A 21,389-nucleotide genomic window follows, 5' to 3' on the forward strand; every position below is an offset into this window, starting at 1 on the left:
GCCTCACTCCGCCCGGTCCGCACCGAGTGCGATGTCGGTAGGGCCACCTGCGAGCACCGGACCGGAGCCCAGTTCGATCTCGGCTTCGAAGCGGTGTGCGAGACATGCCTCGGAGAGCGCGAGAACCTCGCGGACCTCGGGGTCACCGATCCGGGCGTGCAGCTCCCGCACGCGCTGCCACTGCCGGGGGGTCGCTTGCAGCAGCGGCGGCTTCAGGATCTCGCGTACGGAGGGAAGGTAGGGGCTGCGCACCTGGAACCAGCCTGTGTCGCGGTCGTGCCACCCGTCCACGGTGACGATCATGTCCGCGTACGTGGACACCGTGATCACCCACCGGCTCCTGCCCTTGTCCAGCTGCGGCGAATCCGGGAGGTCACCGCCGAAGTAGAGGTGGCGGTCATCCCTGCCGAGCCACGTGGCGAATTCGGCATCGAGGGGAAACCCCCGTAGCGACGCCTCGAATCCGGCCCGGCCGCTGCCCTTCTCGGCGCCGCGGCGCAGGCCGCCGGATGCCGAGAGCGTCCAGATCTCCCAGCATCGGTCATCTGCCCCGACCGCCAGCGAATCCGGGGTGAGGAAGGTCATCCTCGGCGGCGCGGCATGTCCGAGACGCTCCTCGACCAGCACGGTCCCCTGCTCGTCCAGCACGAGTACCCGGTCACCGGTACTGACCGCGATCAGTCGGGCGTCCGGCAGCGTGACGATCCGGCACCCGAAGTGCCTTCTCGGATCGACGGACGCCTCGACCACCTCGGCGAGGCGAGGGACAGGCAGGTGCCGTCGGCGGACGGACCCCCGGTCGACGAAGACGAGCCCGGACGCGGTGACCGCGACGACTCCCGTACTCGCCCGTGCCATGCACGAGATGAGCTTCGGGCCTTCGGGGGGAATGACCTTCTGTACGGGGTGGACACGGCTGAGGGAATCGCCCGGAGTTCCATGCCCCCTGTCCTTCAGCCAGAAGATCTCGTCGCCCATGTGCACGACGCAACGGCTCACTCCGAAGCGTTCGCGCCGCTCACTGGCGCTCAGGGAGCTCTCTCCGGTCGCCATCGGGATCGTCAGCATGTGCAGCATGGGTGAGCGCGTATCGGTGATATCGATGGCGAGTTCGGCCCCATCCGGGGAGAAGACGGCCTGAGCCGGGGTGAGGGACACCGGCGCACGTCCCCAGTTCTGCGTGATCATGGTCTGCCGTGGCAGCCTCGCGAGGGTCGCACGCAGCCGTTCGGGCGAGTATGCGGCGAGCGCGGTGAGCAGGTCGCCGGTCGCACCGGTGCGCCGGTCGGCCGGAATCAGCCGGGCGGTCGGGATCGCGCCGGCCAGGGGCAGATCCAGGACCAGCCGGCGCAGCTCGTCCCAGCGCTGGTGCTCGGCCAGTTGCCGGCTCAGGTAGTCGAGCTCGGCACCTGACAGCTCGGCGACCCGATCGCGCTGCTCGCCTGCGACCACGACCCGGATCACGTCGGCATCGCCCTCGGCCGCCAGCGCCGCACGCAGTCGCCCTCGCCGCTCCCCGGTCGCCGCCCGATAGGCGAGTGCCAGTAGCGAACCGCCTGGATCCAGCGCCCGCCGCTGAGCGCCCTGCCCGATCAACGCCAGATAGACGACCCGGTCGGCGGGCTCCTCCGGCGCCACTGTCAGCAGCTCCAGGGCATCGGCCTCCGGCAGCTCGGCGGCCCCCTCCCGTACGGCATCCTGAACGGCGGCGTCGCCCTCGGCGCAGCCCCGTACCAGCAACCGCCACGCCCACCGCGCACGCGGCCCTCGAGAGCCGTCGGCACGCCGGCGGGTGGCCCACCGCACCAGCCGGGCCGCGAAGTCCTCCGTCAGCGGTACCACGCCGCTACACCTCCAGTACCGGCACCTGGTGTTCGGCGGCCTGGGCGGCCTCGGCGAAGGACGCCGACTGGGCGCGGCCCTCGCGCAGCCAGGCGCGCAGATCCTCGATGACCTCACGCTGCGACCTGCTCAGCGGTACGGTCCGGGCCGTCGCGCGTGCGATGTCGGCGGTGGTGATGTCGCGGTCCTCGGCGAACGCCTCGTACATCGCGTCGATGATGACCTGCTCCAGCTCGGCGCCGACGAACCCGTCACAGTCCTCGGCCAGCCGGTGCACGTCGAAGGCCTCCGGCATCCGCCCGCGCTTGCGCAGATGGACCGTGATGATCTCGCGCCGTTCCTCCTCGGTGGGCAGATCGAGGAAGAACACCTCGTCGAACCGGCCGCGGCGCAGCGTCTCGGGCGGCAGCGCGCTGACGTCGTTGGCCGTGGCCACGACGAACACCGGCGCGGTCTTCTCCTGCATCCAGGTCAGCACGGTGCCGAACACCCGCTGTGAGGTGCCGCCGTCATGACCGCCCGCCGCCAGCGCCTTCTCCACCTCGTCGATCCACAGCACGCACGGCGATATGGTCTCGGCCAGCCGCAGCGCCCTGCGCACCCGCTCTTCGGACTCGCCCACCAGCGGGCCGAACAGCGCCCCGACGTCCAGTCGCAGCAGCGGCAGCCGCCAAAGCCCTCCGATCATCTTCGCGGTGAGGCTCTTACCGGTGCCGGGGATGCCGATGAGCGCGATCCCCTTGGGGGCGGGGAGGCGGAACTGCCGGGCCTCGTCACTGAAGGCGCGCTCACGCAGCCGCAGCCACTCCTTGAGCACGTCGAGACCGCCCAGGTCATCGGGGGTCTCCTCGGCGCCGTAGAACTCCAGTGCCTCGCTCTCCCGGATGACGGCCTTCTTCTCCGCCACGACCGTGTCGATGTCACGGTCGTCCAGCACGTCGTCGCGCACGATGGCCTTGGCGAAGGCCCGGCGGGCCTGCGCCGCCGTGAGCCCGAGCGCCGCCTGGGCCAGCCTGCTGCGCCCCGCCGGGGTGAGGGCGGACTTCACGCCCTTGGTGCTGTCGATGAGGTGGTCGAGTTCGCGGCGCAGCGACTCACCGTCGGGCAGCGGCATCTCCACCACCACCGCGTCATCGCCCAGCTCCACCGGGATGGTGCGCACCGGCGTGGTGACGATCAGCGAGGAGCCGGTGAACACGAGCTTGTGGGCGAGGTTGCGGACCCGGCGGCGGACCGCCGGGTCGCGCTCCCAGAACGAGTGGAAGTCCTTGAGCACGTACAGGTCGCGGCGCGACGGATCCTTCAGCGCCAGCTCCTGGATCTTGGCAAGGGCCTCAGGAGGCGTCGTCGCCTTGGGCAACTGCCGCCCCGCCACGGACTCCATGCCATCGGCGATGTCCCAGGTGACCAGGTCGGACGAGGGGTCGCGGTCGCGGCGCACCCGGTTCAGTACCTCGAGCGCCCGCTGCTCCTCGACCGTGACGAGCACGATCAGCGCCACCCGGGCGCGCAGATACTGCCGGATCTCGTCATGAATGCTGATCGTGCCCACTCAGAATTCCCCTCCCGGTGCCACCATGCCGGTGAACGTCATCGTCGCGTCGTCAGCGATCATGATCTCCAGTTCGGGTACGTCCGGCAGCTCGCCCGCTCCGTAGCGGTCGGTGCGCGTCCAGTGCTCCTTGTTCGACGAGCCGCGCAGCCCCCGGCCCAGGTGCAGCCGCTCGTTGTAGCGTCCCGCGATCACCAGGTCGGCGTCGGCGACGGCCGCCGCCCGGGCCGGGTCCGCCTCGATCTCCCGGCGGGTGAAGCCGGTCAGCACGATCACCCCCAGGCCGCTGTGCGCCTTCACCTCGGTGCAGAAGGCCGCGACCGCGGCCGGCTGCTCCAGTGGCTCGCCGCCGGTCAGCGTCACCCCTTCCAGGTGCGCGGCATCGGCCAGCACGTCCGCCGCCACCTCACCGACCGGGCGGACGAATCCCTTGCCGCCATCGCCATCGCCTCCATCGCCCAACGGCGCGTGAGTCTCGGGGTTGAAACAGCCGGGGCAGCCCAGGGAGCAGCCCTGACTCCAGATGACGCGGCGGGTGCCGGGCCCGTTGGCGGTGCTGCGAGCGATCACGGCGTGCAGACGCCAGGGAATGTCCAGGCCGCTCAGCCCTGCCACAGGCGGTCCTGCTCCTCGGTCTCGACCTCCTGGTAGGCCTCCTCGGTGAGCTCATGATGCTCGACCGCTCCGCCGAGCGACCGTACGAGGGGATCGGTGTCGTCCAGGCAGCGTGTGCCGGCCACACCCTGGACCCGCATCTCCACAGTGCCGTCCGGTCCGATGACGATCTCGACGCTCTCCTCAGCCATCGCTCACCCTCCTGAGGGGACAGGGCCGCTGCGTACTATGACGCACGTGAGGCGCGACCGGCCCCACCGCACGTGTCTGGATTTTCCAGCACTGCGGCCGATCGTGTCATCAGGCCCGGGTCGTCCTCCTGCCACCGATTCGGTGTACGACGGCATGCGATCGACCGATCCCGGGGTGTGTCGACACGCATGACCTCATGTGGTCATAGCCCGACATAACTGGCTGACTCCTGTTGACTCCGACAAGTCGGCAAATGATTCTTGCGGGTACTGCGGACACCAGTTGCATGAGGAGCTGGATATCCGAATCTGCGGATAACGGGGTTGAAGACGAGGCGCTGCCGACTTCCTCACTGACGCATGCGCCTTTTCGTTTTTTTCGTTCCTGTGCGCCTGATGTCACGAGGAATGGAGGTGCCATGCCCGTCACATCCGCGAATCCGGGCCTTCACATCCAAGAATCACCGGCCCGGTGATGGCCATGACACCGGTACCCGCCTCGGGCACCGCGTCAGTGAACCGCGGACGGGCATGATGCGCACCTCGACCCCCGCCAGGCAGGATCGGCAGGCGCAGACCGACGGACGGCGCCGTCGGCGCAAGGAACGGGCCGACAGGGCACGCGCGCCCGAACCGAAGAACATCGTCAGCAGCGCCGGGCAGCCACTGGATCCCGGTGTGCGGCGCGAGATGGAACGGCGGCTCGGCTACGACCTCGGCCGCGTACGGGTGCACGCCGACCGCGATGCCGCGGCGCTCACCGAGATACTCGGCGCGGACGCGGTCGCGTTCGGCCAGGAGATCTTTTTCAGCGAGGGCGCGTACGAGCCCGGCAGCGTGAACGGGCGCCGGCTGCTCGCCCACGAACTGCTGCACACCGTACAGAACCCGTACGGTCTCGGTGCCCTGCGCGTGGGCCGGGACGCGGGCGCGGTGTCCCTGCCGCAGCAGGCCATCGAGCAGGAGGCCGAGTCGGCGGCCCAGGCGTCGACCACGGGTGAGAGGGCCACCGGCGACCAGGCGGGCGCGGTCCAGGGCGGCTGGGCCACGCCCGGCTGGCTGCGCTACGCCACCGTCGACGCCGAGCGGATGCGCGCCGAGCAACTGGATCCCGCCACGCTGGCCGACCGGCTGGCGAACTCGGTGCTGCGCTCGCTGCGCGGCGACCCTGAGGACCGGTCGCGACGCACCCGCATCCAACTGGCGCGGCTGCCGGAGGACTTGGGAGACGCCGTCCTCGAACGCCTGGAGACCAGGCTCCTCAGCCCGGAGTACGAGCGGGTGCTCGATCTCGTCGAGGAACTCGATGACGAGAGCAGCCTGGGGCAGAACGCGCTCGACGCCCCGGCCGAGGTGATGGATCCGATCGAGGAGCTGCGGCTCGAACGCGAGCGGCAGGCGGTCGAAGAGCGGCAGGAACAGGAGCAGGAGCAACGGCCCGAGACGGCGCCCGGGCCGGAGCAGGACCGGCCCGACACCGGCGGTGCCCCCGGCGACGGCGCCCAGGAGAACGAGAATGCCCCGCAGGACTGGGGAGCATCCCAGGACGACGGGCAGGAGCGGCTGCTGGGCTCCAGCGCGGGGAGCGGCGGGAGTTTCTCGTCGAGCGGACAGGAGGCGGCACCGGCCACCGCACCCCCACGGCAGACGCTTCCGACTCCGGTATCGCGGTCCTTGGGAGAGAAGAAGGACGAGGACGGGCAGCAGGAGGGCGAGAAGGAGAAAAAGGACTCCGAAGAGGCCAAGGAGGAACAGGCCGAGCAGAGCGTGCCGGTCGCCAGCGAGGAGGAGTCGGCGGCCAAGAACCGTCCGGGCGCGGTCAATTCGCGCGTGGCCGGGAAACAGAAGCCGGAGACCAAGGCCGGGGTGAGAACGCCCACGGGTTCGCCGATGGTGGGCGGCCGGGATCCCCAACCGTCCAGTCCGGTCAGCACGATCGAGGGCGTACGCAATCAGGATGTCGACGGCCCGGAGGAGAAGGCCGAGGAGGATCCGTTCGGCTCCGGGAGCGAGTCGGAGGTCGAGGCCGGGAGCGAGGAGAAGAGCGCCTGGGACATCAAGCTCCAGCCGGAGGACTTCCTGCCCGCGCAGGACCTCGATGTGTCCGCCGTGCCCACTGCCGACCAGCTGGACCTGTCCTCGTCCTCCGAGCCGGCGATGCCGTCCTTCCCCGCGCCCCCGGCGACCAAGGCCGACAAGGTACAGGCCGAACGGGACGCCGAGGACGCCCAGGAGGCGGCGGCGGAGATCGAGCCCGAGCCTGAGCCCGAGGAGGGCGGCGCCGAGGCGCTCTCCGATACGGAATCGGCGGCCTTGGAACCGGCGGCCGAGGTCGGCGAAAGCGGGCCGGCGGACGGGCAGCCGAGCGGTCTCACTCTCGAGCAGGCCACTGGAGCGCCGGCCGCCCCGGCGATGTCGAGCGATCCGAAGAGCGGAGCCGACCCGAAGGCCGGCCCCGTCGCCGCGCAGGTGGCGGTGCTGGAGGCACCGGGCAAATCCGAAGGCGGCAGCGACGTCAAGGAAGCCGCCGCCAAGGAGGAGAAGCGCGCTCCCGCCGGGGGCGACCTGAGTCCTGCGACGAGAGAGCAGAGTTCCCGTACGGCCCCGGCGGAGAATCCCATGCCCGCCGCCCCACAACCCGCGGCGCTCCCTGCAGCCGCGCCCGCGCCCGCGCCGACTGCCGCACCGGCGGCCGAGGCTGCGGCGCCCGAGGCTCTCCCCACCCAGGGATCGTCCGGCGGCGGAGGAGGTGGCGGCGGAGGAGGTGGCGGCGGGGCGCCCGCACCGGCCAAGAGCAAGAAGGATTCAGGGCCGGTCCCGGACCTGTCGGAGGCGTCTCCGGAAGCGGGCCTGACGACCGCTTCGACGCTCAAGCCGCACATGGCCCTCGCGGCCATGACCGGTGTGAGCGGCTCGGTCGACCGGGCCGTCGGTGAGGAGCACACGGCCCTCGCTTCGGCGCCGCCCTCGATGCAGCGCCCGGCGGGGGCGCCGCAGACCCTCGCGGGCAAGCCGAAGGCCGATGCGTCGGCGGAGTACTCGCAGGACCCGGCAGCTAGATCCGACGCCCCCGACCAGGAGACGGCTGAGGTCACGGGCGCCAAGGAACCCGAGGGCGAGATCGAGGCCGAGCAGGCGGAGGAGCCGGGCGGCTGGGACACCTTCAAGATGGCCCTGGGTTTCGGCCTCGGCTGGGTCGCGAACAAGCTCGGTTTCGAGGTCGACCCGCAGGAGCTGGCCGCCAAGTTCGCCGGGCTGCCGACCAAGGACGAAGCGCTCAAGCAGGCCCAGGCGGGCAACGCGCCGGGCGTGCAGATGGAGGGCGCCGCCGAGCAGACGGCGGGTGATCAGGGCTCTGCGGTCGACGCCAAAGGCCAGGAGACCATCGAGACGGGCCGTGACGACGCCGGCCGCTCGATGGGGGAGAACCAGGTCTACCCCGACGTTCCCGGTGAGCAGATGACGGCGAACGTGCCCGGCTCGGAGGGCGGGAGCGGCGGTGTCTCCGAGGGCGGCGCGGCCACCGGCGCCGTACCTCCCGAGGCCGCCTCCGAAGTGGCGGAGCACGAGCGCGGTAAGGAGTTCCAGGCCGCGTTCAGCAACGGCCAGAAGGGCATGTCCGAGGGGCGGCAGACCAAGGACCGGGACTTTCGCGACTCACAGCAGAAGCACAAGGAACAGGTCGACACCGAGATCGCGACCAACACCGAGAGCCAGGCGAACGAGCGAGAGAAGGCCCTGGACGAGGTCACGACCCAGCGTTCCGACTGGCGCGAGGAGCAGGACCGGGAACTGGAGACTCTCGGCACCAAGAAGACCGAGAGGCGCGAGCAGGTCCGAAGGGACGTCAAGGACAAAGAGAAGGAGACCGACGACGACGTCGCCGAGGAGAAGGAGACCGGCGACAAGAAGATCCGGGACAAGAACGCCGAGGCCGAAAGAGACGCCGAGAAGAAGCGCGACGACAGCGTCAACGAGTCGGGCAACTGGGTCAGCAAGGCCTTCGACTGGATCAAACAGAAGGTCATCGAGATCAAGAACGCGATCGTCCGCGTCATCAGGGCGGCGCGCGACGCGGTCATCGGCTTCATCAGGAACTTCAAGGAGACGGTCGAGCGCTGGATCAACGAGGCCCGCGCCTTCATCGTCGACACGATCAAGAACCTCATCAACGATCTGATCGAGTTCGCCAAGGCGCTGGTGCGGGCCATCATCGACCTGGCCAAGCGCATCCGAAGGCTGATCACTTCACTGATCGAGGCCGCGATCGCCTTCGTCAACCGGCTCGCGGCCGAACTGAAGCAGCTCATCACCGACCTGCTCAACGCCATCGGCAAGCTGCTGAACGACATCTTGAACGTCCTCATGCAGGCGCTCAAGGCCGTGGTGAAGGCGGTCGTGGACGCTGTGAAGGCGGTGCTGGACTTCGCCGTCAAGCTGCTCAGCGCGTACGGCGATTTCATGCTCATCGCGGTCGACTTCCTCACCGACCCGGGCGGCTGGCTGAGCGGCGCCAAGAACTCGGCCGTGGACGGCGCGAAGAACCACCTCTTCCGGGAGGTGAAGGCGGCCGTCAAGCAGTGGTTCCAGGACAAGATCCAGGAGATCATCGGCGTCCCGAAGGCCATCCTGGACAAGCTGATCAAGGGTGGTATCAAGCTCGAAGAGATCGTCAAGATGGCGTGGGACGCCATCCTCCCCCAACTCCCATTGATCATCGGCGAAATCGTCATCACCAAGGTCGTCGCCAAGCTGATCCCGGGCCCGGGCTGGGTGATGGCCGTCATCGACGCCATCCGTACGGCCATCGGCGCGCTAGGCGAGATCCTGCGCGCGCTGGGCGCGGTCCTCGACTGGCTGAAGGCCGTCCGCCGCGGCGGCGCCGGCATCCTCTTCGCGAAGGCGGTCGCGGCAGGCATCGTGGCGCTCCTCGAACTGGCCTACGAGGCGCTGCTGAGCGGCATCGGCAAGTACGTCTCGAAGGTGGGAAAGCGACTCAAAGGCATCGCCGCCAACCTCGGCAAGGACAAGGGCGGCCCCAAAGCCCCGGCCAGACCGGGCACGGCGGACGGCAGGGCCCCCACGCGTGGCGACGGAAGACGCCCGGAGCAGGACTCCGAGCGCGCTCCGAGGATGCCAGGCGCCCCCGGCGCCCGCCCGACGGCCACCAGGCCGAGACCTGGCACGCAGCCCGGCCCGACCAGGCCCAGTACGCGCGGCCCGGAGCGGGACGGCGCGCGCGGCCCGGCCAGAGACGCAGGTCCAGGGCGGCCCAGGAGACCTGCTGATGGCAGGGAGCCCACGGGCGCCGACATGGACCGCAGGCCGAAACCCAAGGGCGACGACAGGCCGGCCGCCCACCCGACGCCGAAGCCCAAGCCGAAACCGGAGCCCCCGCCGAAGCCGGAGCCAAACCGCAGACCGCAGGACGCCACCCCGAACCGGCCCAGAGACGACAAGGAGCCCACGAGCCCGAAGGACGACGGTAGGGATCCCCGGCGTCTGGACACGCCCAAAGATCAAGACGCGAGGACGCCCAAGGACAAGGACGGCGACAAGGATTCCTCCGGAAAGCCGAAGGGCAAAGCCGACGACCCCAGGAAACCCAAGGACGGAGACAGGGACACGAGGAAGCCGAAAGGCAGCACGGGCAGAGACGGAAAACCTAAGGCTAGGGATCTGACTGAGGAGAAGCAAGATAAGAGGGATCAGCGAAAAAAGGATGAGGACTCGAGGGAATCCAAGGACGACCGCCTCCGAAAGATAGTTGCCCGTATCCGCCCAAGGCTCTATAAGAGTATGAGCCGCGGAATTCGGCGTTCGCTTCTCTCTGATCTGCTCACGGCGCTACAGCGCTACTATCGTCTCTCCAGCCTCCGCCCCGTCGGTGCTGATCCGTTCACAATCGCTGCGACGTTGAACCCGTCGCTACCTGTACTGAGCGGTGAATACTCGGAACCTAATTCTGAGCCCAATGCTTACAGTATCCCGCCTGGGATACCGAGGCATAAGGATGAAGTTGAAGTAGGATGGGCTGGCTATGCCAGTAAACAGCAGGGCGAGTCTTATGTAGGGCGGATTACTCGCGTTCGGCGAAGGAATGGGCAGCAGCGTAGCTTTACGTTCTATGGCCACAATAAGGATGGAAAAGGGATATTCGATATTCCCATCGGCGAGGCAAAGTCGCGCTGGCGAAAAAGGAATGGGCTCCATAGATTCTATGTGCTCGGACCAGAATTTGAAAGAATTCGGCACGACGCTAAATGGGTTAAGTATCCGGAAGCTAGGCAGACGCTGAATTATCGCTTCGATGGACAGTTTAGTAATCCTGACGAACCGTCTAGCGTGGCCAAAACCGGAAAAGAACTAAAGCCTCAATGGCATCATGTCGTTGAACAACGTCAGGCTGGGCCAAATAGTGTACATAATCTCGCCTTGGTTGCGGCTGTGGATAATAATCGATTCAAGGATTGGATGAATAAAAGTCAGCCTCATAGCGATCCGCGGAGAACTTCTCGCGCTCTTCCGAGTAGTGACGGTAAGCCGGTCCATGTGTATCTTCAGGGGGCCGGTTATGAGGAGAAAATGGATTGGGGGATAAGGTGCATGCAGGAGGTGTTGAGGATGCCGAACCTGGTGCTTCAGGTGCTCGATAGGGGCCGTGGCCGATTCCAGCATCTTCCGTAACGCTAACGAGTTGTGAAGTGGTGACGATGTGTACTATCTCAATATTCCAGGATGTTGACCGCGCGACCCAGGTGATATTGCTGGGTTATGGAGGAGTGGCGGTCGAGCATAATTCCAATATATGGCAGTTCTCGGGCGACATTCTCGAGTCAGCGGTGGACGTTCTTGCCGATCGGGGCTATGAATTCCGTGTAGCGTACGCATCTCCACGGATTGGCGAGAATGTCTCAACGGAAAATGCCGCCTACCTGTGCCTGCTGTCTGAGGGGGATATCGATGACTTGGCTCCCGGTCCTCAGTTGGTCTATTCGGATGATGGGTATCTCCTTGCAAACCAGGACCTGATTGCGGTGGTGGCGCCGTTGGCTCGCGACGCTCAATGGATTCCCAGCAGTCGACCTGACTTTTGGTTTCTTTCATATGCGCCGACTCTGCCGGAGCCGATTAAGATAAGAACGCTTTTCAAAAGATGGCCTAGGGCGGGTAATGAATGGGCTCTCTCGCACGATGGGCGTGAATTCTTTACTAGTCAAAACGGGCAAGCGATCGTCACGTATGGAATAGCATGGGCGACTGAATATCAGTATCGAGAGGAGAGGTATCGGCGCCCGCCACTTCTCGTTTGGGGCGGTGATGTGATCAATGCGCTCATGGCCAATGAGGTGCAGTTCGCCGATCAGCCCGTCTACTACCTGAGGGAGCCTGTGGAAAATTCTTCGTAGGTGGGTCTAGTCCTTAACGGCCGCCTACGGTGTGAAATTAGGGAAACGCCGAGCGTCGTTGCCGGCCTCGCACGCGGGGTTCCGAGATGCCGACAATGGTACCTGCTTCATTCGTAAGGAATTGATAGGGTTGATTTGATGGGCCTAAACAACGTGTCCCGCCCAAACTCGCAGGCAAACCGTGACTCTGGGTACGTCTGGGGACTTCCTGTCGATGCGTTCGCCGCCTGTGAAGATAGGACAGGCCCTCGGCCTACGGCAGGACGTAGGCGGCTCGGGTCAAGTCGTGTTCGCTGCACTTCACGCTCGCCACGAGGCCGGCGAAGTGCTCGGGCGATACAGTGAGGTGACCGGCGTCTGGGGCTTTGCTGTCTCTGATTCCGATGATGCGCTGGACGACCTCGCTTGCGCTCCTCTTGCCGTCCGTAGCGGACGGCATCGCGGGCGCGCATAGGTCGACGGACGCGACCACACAGCGAGTCGGCCAGGGTGTGGGCCAAGCTCCACCGGGTACTGCTGGACGAGCTCGGCAGCCGCGACGAGCTGGACTGGTCCAGGTGCGCGGTGGACCGGTGAACATGCGCGGGCGATCGAGAAGACCATGGGCTGGCTCAACGGATTCTGATGACTCCACCGCCGCTACGAGTACAAGGCCGACCACTTCGCCGCGTTCGCCGGCAGCGCCGCAGCCCTCATCTGGTACGGGCGCCTCTCTCGACCACCTCGCCGGCAGTCCACTTCCACCTGTAACCCACTCCAGCCGACGGCCGGATGCAGGCCCGGCCCAACCGGATCGAATGATGTTCAGTGTCGGCGAACGAACCACAGGGTCGGCTCCCGGTGGTGCGTTCGCCGACACCGAACGGCGCTCTACACCCCGTTTTGCCGCTGCGCATGCCGCCGGACCGGGCCGGATGCCCGGTAACCCCCACTCCATCCGTGATCATGCAATTGTTCGCGCGCCACGAGACCCAAGAACAACCAAGCTCCCGCCAGCAAGGGGCGATGCCGCCATTCCATCAGGTCGGGATCAGGCTTGACACCGGTCAGGCCCGCCGGCTCGGCCGTCCGCATGGCGCGGCTCAGAGGGCTGCTGAGCACAGCGACCAGACGGCGTTGGGCCGAGCGCTTTGGCCGTGGTCTCACCCGCCTCAGTGAGCGGAACGTCCGTGCGGCCGGCGTGCCGCCCCGACAGGCTCCATTCGGTCTGGCCATGCCTGATCAAGATCAGCTCCCCCATGGCCGTGCACGATATCTGAGATCCGTCCCCTTCTGCGGTCATTGCGTGAAGCGTGCGATCCGGGACGAACGGGGCCTGACCCGGCCAAAATCTTCCTCGCCGACTCACCAAATGAGATGGCTTCTTAGGCGGCGCTGCGACCGTGTGCGGTGAGGTCTGCGAGGGCCGCTCTGTCCGCGCGTGGCGGCTGGGATTGCGCGTTCTTATACCTAGAACTACTATGCATTGCAGTTCTAGGGTTAGGCGGTCGGATGCACATCACCAAAGACCTTGTCGCGGCCTCGGCGACCCCGCTCGTGCTGGGGATCCTCGTGGAAGGCGAGAGCTACGGCTACGCGATCCTCAAGCAGGTCAACGAGCTGTCGGGCGGGCAGCTGGAGTGGACCGACGGCCTGCTCTACCCGCTGCTGCACCGCCTGGAGCGGCTTGGCCACGTCGAGTCGGCCTGGGAGACCCCGCCCGGAGGACGCCGCCGCAAGTACTACCGCATCACCGACCAGGGCCGGGCCGAGCTCGCGGAGCAGCGCCGCCAGTGGGCCGCGGTCGTCGACGCCCTGCGGGGCGTCTGGAACACGACACAGTCCATCAAGCCGATCACGGCACCGGCATGGGAGGCGGGACGATGACCGTCGCCCGCGACAACGATCTGGAGGGCCAGATCGCCGAGTGGCGGGCCTACATGGACCGCCGCCCGGAGCTGCACGGCACCGACGCCGAGGAGCTGGAAGACCATCTTCGCAGCCGGATCACCGAGCTGACCGACGCCGGCCTGCGAGCCGACGAAGCCTTCCTCATCGCCGTCAAACGCATGGGCAGCCTCGATGAGCTGTCACGGGAGTTCGCTCGCGAGCATTCCGAACGGCTGTGGAAGCAGCTCGTGCTGCCCGGGGAGCCGGACGCGTCCACCGCCGCCCGTTCCCGTCGTGAGCTGCCTGTCATGGTGCTCTGTGCGGCCGTCGCGGCGCTCGCGATCAAGGTGCCGAGCCTGTTCGGGCTTGACCTGACAGACGACGACGATGGCGGCTTCTATGTGCGAAACTTCAGCCTTTTCGCGCTGCCGGCGCTGACCGCCTACTTCGTCTGGCAACGCCGGGTCGGTCTTCGCGTCATCGGGGCGCTCGCGTTGCCGTTCATTCTCGGCGCGGTCATCGCGAACGCGTATCCGCTGGGCGATGACTCGCAGTCCCTGGCGCTCACGGCGATCCACCTGCCGCTCGCGCTGTGGCTGGTCGTCGGCGTCGCCTACATGGGCGGTGACTGGCGTTCAGACCGGCGGCGGATGGACTTCATCCGGTTCACCGGGGAGTGGCTGATCTACTTCAGCCTCCTTGGAATGGGCGGTGGCGTGCTCACGGCCTTCACGGCCGGCATCTTCAACGCCATCGGCCTCGACGCCGAGGGATTCATCGGATCGTGGCTGCTGCCCTGTGGCGCCGTGGCCGCGGTCATCGTGTCGGCATGGCTGGTGGAGGGCAAGCAGAGCGTCATCGAGAACATGGCGCCGGTGCTGACCCGCGTCTTCACCCCGCTCTTCACGGCCACCCTGCTGGCCTTCCTGGTCGCCGTCGCCTGGACCACCAGCGGCATCGATGTCGAGCGCGATGCGCTCATCCTCTTCGACCTGCTGCTCGTCGTCGTGCTGGGCCTGCTGTTGTACGCCATGTCCGCCCGTGACCTCACGGCCCGGCCCGGTCTCTTCGACCGCCTGCAGCTCGCGCTCGTCGTCAGCGCTTTGATCATCGACGTCATGGTGCTGCTGGCGATCACCGGTCGGATCACTGGATGGGGCTTCAGCCCCAACAAGTCCGCGGCCTTGGGCGAGAACGTCATCCTGCTCACCAACCTGGCGTGGTCGGCCTGGCTGTTCCTCGGCTTCGTACGTGGCCGCATGCCCTTCGCCCGGCTGGAACGCTGGCAGACCCGCTACATGATCGTGTACGCCGTCTGGGCCTGGACGGTCGTCCTCGCCTTCCCGCCCTTGTTCGACTTCGCCTGAGCCGGATCCAGCACCCCGGAGACATGGGCCGACCCTGAGTTCGGCCTCGTGGTCGCCTCCGCCTACCGCGGTTTCATCGCGTACGGGCGCAGCGGAACCGGGGGAAGACGGCGTTGATGACCCAACGGCGGAACATGGGTGGACCGTCGCGTCGAGGAGCGGTGAGGTCGAGGGTGAGGAACCCGTTCTCGGTGACGAACCAGGTCTCCGCGTTTCCGCCGGCCGCGCCCGCCCTGAGAAAGCTCAGGGTGGCAGGCCCTGCGGAAACGCTCCAGATGTCGATCTTCCTTTTGTCCTCGGCCTCGACCAGCTTGATGGCCGCTGACGGGTTGGAATACCCGGCCCCTTTGCACAGGTCGCCGAAGTGGAACCAGACGACGTCATCCAGGCGTACCCACCGCAGCGGCTGGTCGGTCTGCGCGTAGTAGATGATCCCGGCGTTCGCGTGAGGGTCGATGCCGCAGCTACCGAACAGGTTCGGCTCGGTCATCACCTGGATCCTTCCTGCAGTCGGTCGCGCGGAGGCGGCGCGAAAGGCCGGGGTGCCGCGGCGCGCTGTCGGCCATGCCTAGGGCAGACTAGGGAATAATCAGGAATCTAGCAAGAAGGAAGCAATAGTCAAGGCGTGCTATCGAGAGGTCCTTGTGAGCCCTTTATATGCTAATTGGTCCTGTTATTTCCTGTTTTATTCGACGCTGTCGCCTGGCCGGATCGGGAAGTTGGCCAAGAAGGGCTGGATGTTCCCAGTTGTTCCCTGCATGATTGATCCATGAGCAGGGACCGGGCGCGTGTCGCACGCTTCGTTATCGCACGCCGAGGTGAAGTCGGCCTGACCCAGCAAGGGCTCGCAGAGCGAGCGGGCGTCGACATCAAGACCATCTATAACCTGGAGTCCGGCGAGCGATGGCCCCAGGCGAAGACCCGCGGTGCCATTGAGGCGGTCCTGCGCTGGTATCCGGGAGATCTGCAGCGCATCGCCGAGGGCGGGGAACCGGTCGTCTACGAGCGTCCACCGTCCAGGCGCGAACTGCTGGCCGACTACATCCGGACCCGCATGGACCAGCTCCGGCTCACCTGGGCCGACGTCGCCAGAGACGGGCGCATTCCGGAGGAGGAACTCGACGACCTCAGGCGCCAGATGATTCCTGAGGGTCATGTGAAACTCGGCCTCGAGCGTGCCTTGCGCTGGGAGCCGGGAAGCATTGACGCGATCGTCGATACCGGCAGAGAACCCACCACCGTTCACCGCTGGCCCGAAGAGCAGCGTGTCAAGCGATCGCAGGGGTTCACCGAAGAAGAGGTTCGCCAGGCCGAGGAGATCGCCGAGCGGGTGCGAAAAGATCCGGAGCTGGCGCGAGCGGTTGCGACGCTGCTCGGATTTCGGTCGCCCGACCACGACGGAGCCGACGAGCGGGACATGGACACTGCCTGACGGAAGGGAGCCGAGGTAACGGAAGCATTAATGTTGCGCACCGTGCGTACTACGAGGGGCGTACGCGTGGATTTGGCCGCAAAATGTCTAGGAGTATTTCGATGCTGAGTGACCGTCGGCGCCGAATGCTTCAGTGAAGACGTCTCCTGGCACGGAAGGGGCCTCCTGCCTTGTCATTCACGGACAAAGGGAACGATCACCATATCCGCCACGCGAGCACCATGACCGGCTTCACGGATCGGCGCAACCTCGGCATCCTGTTCGCGGCCATCTTCATTTTCGGCGGAACCATGATGGTCGCGTTCAGCGTTGAGAAGGTTGGTGCCATCGCCGGGTTCGGCTTCGGTGTCGCGTGCTGGATCGGGGCGACCATGATGATCTTGGCCGCGTTCGCCGCGGACAACCACACGAAGCTCGCCAAGGTCACCGTCGACGGCGACAGGGAAATCGCCGAGATGATGGGCGAGCTGAGAATCCGTCTCGCCAGACTCGAACAGAGCATGGCCATCGCGGAGAAGAACGTCGTCACCAGGCTCGAAGCGCTCGAAAGCGTTGAGCGCGCCACCAGCGACATGCTGGGCGGCATGGTCCGCGGAGCGGGGGACGAGCTCAGCAATCGCCGCCGGACCTAGGGCCTGTTTCGAAGTGAGGCGAGCCAGTCGTTGATGGCTGCGATGTGGATGGTGGCTTCGTAGCGGACGGCGAGCTTGTCGAATCTGGTGGCTACGGCGCGGTGGCGTTTGAGCCGGTTGATGCCGCATTCGACGGCGTGCCGGTTGTGGTAGTCGGCCGGGTCGAAGGTGGGTGGGCGGCCGCCGCGGCTGCCGCGCCGGAGTCGTCCGGCGATCCGGTCGGCAGGTTCGGGGATGGTGCACTTGATGCCTCGCCTGCGTAGATGGGCGCGGATCTGACGCGAGGAGTAGGCCTTGTCCGCCCGGACGACCTCCGGTCGGGTGCGTGGGCGGCCTGGTCCCGGCCGGGGCACGCTGATACCGGCCATGACCGCCTCGAACTGGGGCGCGTCCCCGCGCTGCCCGCCGGTCAACACCACCGACAACAGTCTCTGGCCCTGCTCACACGCCAGATGCAGCTTGGTCGACAAACCACCGCGAGAGCGCCCGAGCGCATGATCACCCGGCTCGGTGCTCACCCCACCAGGCGGCTCGGCCTGCGCCTGACCACCCTTGGGTGCGCCGGCCGCGTGCTGGTGCGCCCGGCAGATCGTGGAATCCACCCCGACAGCCCAGCCGATCAGCTCCCGCGCCTCCGCCACCGACTGCAGACCGATCACGACCCGCTGCCAGACCCCCGCCCGCTGCCAGCGGCGAAACAACGAATACACCGCCTGCCACGAGCCATAACACTCCGGCACGTCCCGCCACGGCGCACCGACCCGCACCCGCCACCGAATCCCATCGATCAACTGCCGTTTCGTCCACCGCGACGGCCGACCCCGCCTTACAGGCACCGGAAGCAGCGGCTCCAACCACGCCCACTGCTCATCGGTCAGGTCAAACCGCCGCGTCACCACTAGGGTGGCCACGAGGTCTCCGGATGAAGTTCTTCTTGGTCGATGAACTCCCTACCGGAGACCTCACTGCTTAGAGATCACGACACACCGTCACACAGCAGACTTCGAAACAGGCCCTAGGCTCGTTCCGTTTCCCGGCCGCGGTGGACTGTTCGGATACTTGCAACCGGGGCAGCGGACCGAGGTGGCTCCGCGTTGCAGGCGGCCAACTCGTCAAGGTGCTGGACCAGGCAGACGGGGTCAGGGGACCTGCAGTTCGGCGATCTGCAGGAAGCCGTTGGGGGTGCCCGGTGCCGGGCTTGCCATGTCGAACCGCAGCGAGGCCGTCGTGACGGGGTCGAACGCGATGGTGGAGGGCTGGTTCGAAGCGGTGGGCCAGGTAGTGCGGAGATTCCGCACCGGGACGTACCGGCGGCCGTCCCAGTACGACACCTTCAGCGAGGCGGGCAGCGCACGGCCGTCGCCTAGCGTGAAGTACGCCTGCACGGGGCCGGTGATCCGGCGCGGACGCGGCGAGTGCACCGTGACCCATTCGGTCGCGTGGGCCGCGCTCACCGCCGGCAGAAGTGCCGTTGCGTCCTTGGCGTAGCGGTTCGACCACGCCGTGGTGAGATCCCCGTCGAGCATCGCCATGGGGATCGTGGCCTGCATGCCGGAGAAGCTCGCGTCAGCGGCCGCCGCGGCGGGCGCCGTCCAGGCGGCCGTGACCGGGTCGGCCGGGGGAGCGGTGTGCCCGCGCGCGGTGGTGGAGGAGATGGTCGTGGTCCCGGTCCGCAGCCCGGGTGCGGTGGCGGTGACCCTGATCGGCCCGGCACGATCCGCCGATCGGATCATGGCTAGGGCCTTGCCGTTGAACGTCGTCCGCGTCCGCGCCTTGTAGTTCTCGGCGCTCTCCTGACGCCCGCTGTCGAGGCCCGCCAGCTCGCCGCCGGTGACGCGTACGGTGATCGGAACGGCGGCGCCGGGCACCACGACTCCCTCGCGGTCGACGACGTCGGCGGTCACGAACGCCAGCGACCGCCCGTCGGCGGTGACGACCTTCCGGTCCGGTCTGAGCCGTACCGCGCTCGGGGCGTCGGCGGTGTCGAGGCGGTCCCGCGCCACCTCGACCCCGTTCCGCTTCGCGACGGCCACCAGCGAGCCTCGCTCGAACGGCACCTTCCACGTCAGATGCAGCTTGCCCATACCGCCGTTCGGGCCGGTGTAGCTGCCGGACGGGAAGGTCTTGTCGTCGCCGGTGGGCTCGGTCGTCTCCAGATAGCTCGCGCCGTACGTCGTGGTCTTGCGATCGAACCGCCGTACGCCCAGCGACCTGCCGTTCAGCCGCAGTTCGACCGTGTCGACGTTGGAGTACGCCCACACCTCGACCTGGTCGCCGGGCTTGTGGTCGGTCCAGTTCATCGGCAGCAGGTGGACCATCGGCTTGGTGGTCCACTGGCTCTTGAAGAGGTAGTAGAGATCCTTGGGGAAGCCCGCGGTGTCCACGGCGCCGAAGAACGACGACTTCACCGGGAAGTCGTCCCAGTACGGAGTGGGCTCGCCGATGTAGTCGAATCCCGACCACAGAAATTCGCCGATGAAGAACTTGCGGTCCCGGTCCTTCTTCAGGCCGTACTCCCCGCTCATGGTCCAGGACGCGAGGTTGTTGTCGTAGGAGGACGTGGCGCGCTTGCCCGGCGTGTAGTTCTCCCCGGTGTTGGGCAGCTCGGGATCCTGGTAGACGCCCCGACTGGAGGTGGACGACGACGACTCGGACTCGAAGAAGAACTTGTCCGGGTACTTCGCGTGCAGCGCGTCCACCGACTTGGCCGTGTTGTAGTTCAGCCCCACCCCGTCGAGCAGGCGGGCGATCCGGTCGTTGACGGACCCGTCGGCGGGAACACTGCGATAGCCGTCATGGCCCCAGACCACGGGCCGGGTCGTGTCGACCGACTTGACGTCGTTGACGAGCCGCTCGGCGGTCTGCACCGTCTGGCCGCGGATCTCGTTGCCGATGGACCACATGATGACGGCGGGCGAGTTCTTGGCTGCGTGGATCATCGCCTTGATGTCGGCGTCGGCGTGCGCATTGAAGAAGCGCGCGTAGTCGTAGGTGGTCTTGGCGTTCTGCCAGGTGTCGAAGGCCTCGACCATCATGACGATGCCGAGCTCCTCGCAGACCTCGACCAGCTCGGGCGAGGGCGGGTTGTGCGCGGTCCGCAGGGCGTTCACGCCCATGCTCTTCATGATCTTCATCTGCCGGACGAGGGCGTCCCGGTTGGTGGCGGCGCCCAGGGCGCCCAGGTCGTGATGCAGGTTGACGCCGCGGATCTTGGTGTACGTACCGTTCAGCGAGAAGCCTTCGACGGGGTCGATACGGAAGTACCGGATGCCGAACCTCGTGGTGTAGGTGTCCACCACCTTCCCGGCGACGGTCAGTTCCGTTCGGGCCGTGTAGAGGTAGGGCCGGTCGGCGGACCAGAGGACGGGGTCCTCGACCCGGAGGTCGACGGTGTCCTGCCCGGGCTGCGAGCCGGCCGGGACGCTCGACCTGGCGCGCGCCACGACCCTGCCGCGGGCGTCGCTGATCGAGGTGGCGATGCCCACGTCGGTCGTCGTGCCGCTCGCATTGGCGACGTCGGTCCGCACTCGTACGGTCGCGTACCCCGACTTGACCGTGGTCTCCAGGCCGGGGGTGGTGACGAAGGTCCCCCAACGCGGGACGTGCACCAGATCGGTGACCGTCAGCCGTACGTTCCGGTAGATGCCGCTGCCCGAGTACCACCGGCTGCTCGGCAGGCGGTTCTGCACCTTGACCGCGAGGACGTTGGGCGTACTGCCGTCGGTGTGCACCTTCTCGGTCAGATCGAAGCCGAAGCCGGTGTAGCCGTACGGGTGGCCGCCGAGCAGGCTTCCGTTCACGTACACCTGGGAATCCATGTAGACGCCGTCGAACTCGATGCCGATCCGCTTCCCGGCCGCGGATCGCGGCAGGGTGAAGGTCTTGCGGTACCAGCCGAGGCCGCCCTGCAGGAACCCGGTCCCCGCGCTGGTGCCGGCATCCGGCTCGGACGTGGGAGTCCGCTCGATGCTCCAGTCATGTGGCACGTTGACGGTCCGCCATCGGGAATCGTCGAAGCCGGGTTCCGGCGCGGTCTCGTACCTGCCGTCCGGGTCGGTGATCCCGCTCGGGTTGACCAGGGCGAATTTCCAGCCCGAGCCGAAATCCGCGCTGCGGCTCGGGGCGTGAACTCCGGCCGAGGCGGAGCCTACCGGGGGCACGGCGACGGCGAGTGCGCTGATCATCAGCACTGCCGAGACGTCCGCTAGGAGCCGACGCGGCAGGCGGGCCGCCGCTGGACCGAATGGGTTCATGGAGACCACCTGCGCCGTCGTCGACTCGCGGAGTGGGACCGCTCCCAGGGCCCTGAGCGTCGCACGTGATCGCAAGCCGGTCAACGGCCGATCATCGACGGCCGCCCGTGCTGTGCTCGTCGCTCCGGTTCTGGTGCTCCAGCAGGCCATGGCGTGGGCGCTACACCGAGAATCGACGGTCCGATGCCGGCCGGGGCCATTGGAATCTGTGAGCCGGCCGCCCGTTT

General features: G+C 67.1%; 14 protein-coding genes and 3 pseudogenes. 8 read left to right on the forward strand and 9 right to left on the reverse strand.

Features of this window, described 5'->3' with window-relative positions; translation table 11 throughout:
• Nucleotides 1-3: 3 nt before the first annotated feature.
• From HKK72_RS09695 to HKK72_RS09710, 4 genes are read right to left on the reverse strand one after another with little or no spacing between them, the layout of a single operon-like run.
• Complete coding sequence (locus HKK72_RS09695; protein ID WP_187233948.1) at nucleotides 4-1,842, reverse strand: hypothetical protein; 1,839 nt, start codon at nucleotides 1,840-1,842, stop codon at nucleotides 4-6.
• Nucleotides 1,843-1,846: 4 nt separating this feature from the next.
• Nucleotides 1,847-3,394, reverse strand: coding sequence for an AAA family ATPase (locus HKK72_RS09700; protein WP_222720534.1), 1,548 nt, complete (start codon nucleotides 3,392-3,394; stop codon nucleotides 1,847-1,849).
• Nucleotides 3,395-4,009, reverse strand: coding sequence for a 4Fe-4S cluster-binding domain-containing protein (locus HKK72_RS09705; RefSeq protein WP_187233949.1), 615 nt, complete (start codon nucleotides 4,007-4,009; stop codon nucleotides 3,395-3,397).
• Nucleotides 3,997-4,200, reverse strand: coding sequence for a DUF2997 domain-containing protein (locus HKK72_RS09710; RefSeq protein WP_187233950.1), 204 nt, complete (start codon nucleotides 4,198-4,200; stop codon nucleotides 3,997-3,999). Before HKK72_RS09710 ends, HKK72_RS09705 begins: the two co-directional genes overlap by 13 nt.
• 531 nt (nucleotides 4,201-4,731) lie before the next feature.
• On the opposite strand from HKK72_RS09710, the gene HKK72_RS09715 reads away from it, so the two are divergent.
• Together HKK72_RS09715 and HKK72_RS09720 are read left to right on the forward strand one after the other, a co-directional pair.
• Nucleotides 4,732-10,887 (forward strand): DUF4157 domain-containing protein, encoded by a 6,156-nt coding sequence (locus HKK72_RS09715; RefSeq protein ID WP_187233951.1) that lies wholly within the window; start codon nucleotides 4,732-4,734, stop codon nucleotides 10,885-10,887.
• Nucleotides 10,888-10,982: 95 nt separating this feature from the next.
• Nucleotides 10,983-11,609 (forward strand): hypothetical protein, encoded by a 627-nt coding sequence (locus HKK72_RS09720; RefSeq protein ID WP_187233952.1) that lies wholly within the window; start codon nucleotides 10,983-10,985, stop codon nucleotides 11,607-11,609.
• A gap of 253 nt (nucleotides 11,610-11,862) precedes the next feature.
• Here the strand turns inward: HKK72_RS09720 and HKK72_RS42700 are convergent, their stop codons facing one another.
• Complete coding sequence (locus tag HKK72_RS42700; protein WP_187233953.1) at nucleotides 11,863-12,048, reverse strand: DUF397 domain-containing protein; 186 nt, start codon at nucleotides 12,046-12,048, stop codon at nucleotides 11,863-11,865.
• Between the two features lie 44 nt (nucleotides 12,049-12,092).
• Here HKK72_RS42700 and HKK72_RS42705 point away from each other — a divergent pair.
• Both HKK72_RS42705 and HKK72_RS40785 read left to right on the forward strand, forming a co-directional pair.
• A pseudogene (locus HKK72_RS42705) lies at nucleotides 12,093-12,179 on the forward strand (IS5/IS1182 family transposase); the annotation flags it as partial.
• Between the two features lie 58 nt (nucleotides 12,180-12,237).
• Nucleotides 12,238-12,327: pseudogene (locus tag HKK72_RS40785) on the forward strand (IS5/IS1182 family transposase); the annotation flags it as partial.
• 293 nt (nucleotides 12,328-12,620) lie between these two features.
• On the opposite strand, the pseudogene HKK72_RS40790 reads toward HKK72_RS40785, so the two are convergent.
• A pseudogene (locus tag HKK72_RS40790) lies at nucleotides 12,621-12,849 on the reverse strand (histidine phosphatase family protein); the annotation flags it as partial.
• A gap of 251 nt (nucleotides 12,850-13,100) precedes the next feature.
• Here HKK72_RS40790 and HKK72_RS09735 point away from each other — a divergent pair.
• Nucleotides 13,101-13,475, forward strand: coding sequence for a PadR family transcriptional regulator (locus tag HKK72_RS09735; RefSeq protein WP_187233954.1), 375 nt, complete (start codon nucleotides 13,101-13,103; stop codon nucleotides 13,473-13,475).
• Entirely contained in the window at nucleotides 13,472-14,845 is a 1,374-nt protein-coding gene (locus HKK72_RS09740; RefSeq protein WP_187233955.1) for a permease prefix domain 1-containing protein, read from the forward strand. The genes HKK72_RS09735 and HKK72_RS09740 overlap by 4 nt, the downstream gene beginning before the upstream one ends.
• 73 nt (nucleotides 14,846-14,918) lie before the next feature.
• Here the strand turns inward: HKK72_RS09740 and HKK72_RS09745 are convergent, their stop codons facing one another.
• Entirely contained in the window at nucleotides 14,919-15,335 is a 417-nt protein-coding gene (locus HKK72_RS09745) for a Bro-N domain-containing protein (RefSeq protein WP_187233956.1), read from the reverse strand.
• 279 nt (nucleotides 15,336-15,614) lie between these two features.
• Between HKK72_RS09745 and HKK72_RS09750 the strand changes: the two genes are divergently transcribed.
• Both HKK72_RS09750 and HKK72_RS09755 read left to right on the forward strand, forming a co-directional pair.
• Entirely contained in the window at nucleotides 15,615-16,277 is a 663-nt protein-coding gene (locus HKK72_RS09750; RefSeq protein ID WP_187233957.1) for a helix-turn-helix domain-containing protein, read from the forward strand.
• A gap of 221 nt (nucleotides 16,278-16,498) precedes the next feature.
• Complete coding sequence (locus HKK72_RS09755) at nucleotides 16,499-16,909, forward strand: hypothetical protein (protein WP_187233958.1); 411 nt, start codon at nucleotides 16,499-16,501, stop codon at nucleotides 16,907-16,909.
• Here the strand turns inward: HKK72_RS09755 and HKK72_RS09760 are convergent.
• Nucleotides 16,906-17,820 carry an IS5 family transposase gene (locus HKK72_RS09760; protein WP_187233959.1) on the reverse strand — a complete coding sequence of 305 codons (915 nt, stop codon included), beginning with the start codon at nucleotides 17,818-17,820 and terminating at the stop codon, nucleotides 16,906-16,908. The two genes, HKK72_RS09755 and HKK72_RS09760, sit on opposite strands and share 4 nt — an antisense overlap.
• 228 nt (nucleotides 17,821-18,048) lie before the next feature.
• Entirely contained in the window at nucleotides 18,049-21,162 is a 3,114-nt protein-coding gene (locus HKK72_RS09765; RefSeq protein ID WP_222720535.1) for a glycoside hydrolase family 2 TIM barrel-domain containing protein, read from the reverse strand.
• Nucleotides 21,163-21,389: the final 227 nt, after the last annotated feature.

Origin of the sequence: Actinomadura sp. HBU206391 (assembly GCF_014323665.1) — a bacterium.
GTDB lineage: Bacteria > Actinomycetota > Actinomycetes > Streptosporangiales > Streptosporangiaceae > Actinomadura_C.